General features: G+C 31.6%; 3 protein-coding genes. All 3 read right to left on the reverse strand.

Annotated elements, in window-relative coordinates; all coding sequences use genetic code 11:
- Positions 1-234: 234 nt before the first annotated feature.
- The 3 genes from ACJJVO_RS00070 to ACJJVO_RS00080 are packed head-to-tail and all read right to left on the reverse strand — an operon-like array spanning position 235 to position 1,487.
- Positions 235-1,083 (reverse strand): IS3 family transposase, encoded by an 849-nt coding sequence (locus tag ACJJVO_RS00070; RefSeq protein WP_405568912.1) that lies wholly within the window; start codon positions 1,081-1,083, stop codon positions 235-237.
- Positions 1,029-1,202: a hypothetical protein gene (locus ACJJVO_RS00075; protein WP_405568908.1), complete on the reverse strand. Its 174-nt coding sequence runs from the start codon at positions 1,200-1,202 to the stop codon at positions 1,029-1,031. The genes ACJJVO_RS00070 and ACJJVO_RS00075 overlap by 55 nt, the downstream gene beginning before the upstream one ends.
- 54 nt (positions 1,203-1,256) lie before the next feature.
- On the reverse strand, positions 1,257-1,487 hold the full coding sequence (locus ACJJVO_RS00080; RefSeq protein WP_405568910.1) for a helix-turn-helix domain-containing protein: 231 nt from the start codon (positions 1,485-1,487) through the stop codon (positions 1,257-1,259).
- Positions 1,488-1,684 lie beyond the last annotated feature (197 nt).

Genomic DNA, 1,684 nt, shown 5'->3' on the forward strand with positions numbered 1-1,684 from the left:
GGTATTAATTCGTTTGGGTCAATAGTAATCGTTTCACTTTCTTGTTTTTTAGTCTTATTAGTACAGGAAAATATTAATAAAGCAATTCCGATTACAGCAATTATTGTTAATGTTATTTTCATTCAGTGTATTATACTGATATAGGTTGACCTTTTTTTTGTTATTATTTCCACGTTCAAAAGATTTTTTTTAGCCGTTTAGAAGGCAAAAAAATAGTTTGAACTAGGCCTGTTTTTAAATCGTAAGCTCAGGTAAATTTACCTTATTTTTTCGATATGACTTGTATTTGATATTTGGATTTAAATGCACTTCAGCCGGTTTTCTTAAATCGAGGCTAAAATGCGACCTCAAGTTGTTATAAATATTTACAGCTTGAGTTGCCATTTTCTGAGCTATATCAGTGTTTTTAATGGTTTGTTTTAATCCATATTCATATTTTAAAGTTCTGTTAATTCGTTCTGCAATCGGATTTTCGTAAGGGTCGTATTGTTCGGTCATACTCATTGTAATACCATTGTTTTCTGCAAATTCAGTGTATTTAGGATTGCAGTATTGGAAGCCTCTATCTGAATGATGAATGAGCTTTTGGTTAGGGTGTTTTCTGTTTTTAATAGCCATAGTGAGCGCATCACTGCAAAGTGATGTTTTCATATGGTTATCTAGTTTGTAGCCCATAATTTGCTTAGAATAAGCGTCTGTTACGATAGCCAAATAGTTATGACCATTTTCAGTTTTAATATACGTAATGTCGCTTACCCAAAGCTGTTCTGGTCGATTAGGAACGTGGTCTTTTACTAAGTTCTTATACTTTCTAAAAAGATGTTTAGAATTGGTTGTAGTGATATAGTTTTTTCTTTTTTTGATGAGTAAATTATTCAACCTTAGAAAATCATAGAATTTATCTCTCCCTATGTTTATCTCTTGATTTATCATCTCTGTTTTAAGGTTGTGATATAGCTTGATTCCACCAGTTTCAGAGCTTACTTTTTTGCGATAATCTTTTACCATTGTCGTAAGTTTTTGATGGTTTATTTCTTTGTTTTCTTGGGTTTTACATCTTTTGTAGAAGGCTTGTTTACTAATCCCAAAACATTCATAGAGCCATTTTCTTTTAAACGGTTTTTCTTTTTTAGCTCTATCTCTTTTGCTAATGATTTGGGTAGCGACTTTTTTGACATATCGACACCAGTAATAAGTTCCATATCTGCAATAATATCTTGCTGAAAGTCTTTTACAAACTCCAGTTCTTCAATGCGTTACCTTAGTTTTTTTATTTCATCGTTTTTGCTCATACCTGTATTTTGTTGTACTAAGGTACTGTATTTTCTAATCCAATAAGAAATAGTTGTTCTAGGAACATCATATTTTTTGGAAGCAAAGTTTGTAGAAATCTGACCATTTTGAATTTGGTCAACGACTAAAAGTTTGGTTTCTAAAGTTGCTTTTTGGTAGCTTTTTTTTAGCCAGTGCTCTTTTTTTGTTTTCATAAGTGACTATCAATAAATGATGAATTTTTAGTCAACCTATTTCAGGAAAGTACACAGTTTAAATGTTTTACAACGGTTTTGTGTATGGTTAGTTGCGTGGTTTAGCAACTAAATTAGTAAACTTTTACGAACCCGTGAAAATTCCGCAGGAATTTTCGCAAGTAGGCTAGAACCAAGCAATTAATTATACACGGTGT

The organism is Winogradskyella sp. Asnod2-B02-A, from assembly GCF_045063645.1.
GTDB lineage: Bacteria > Bacteroidota > Bacteroidia > Flavobacteriales > Flavobacteriaceae > Winogradskyella.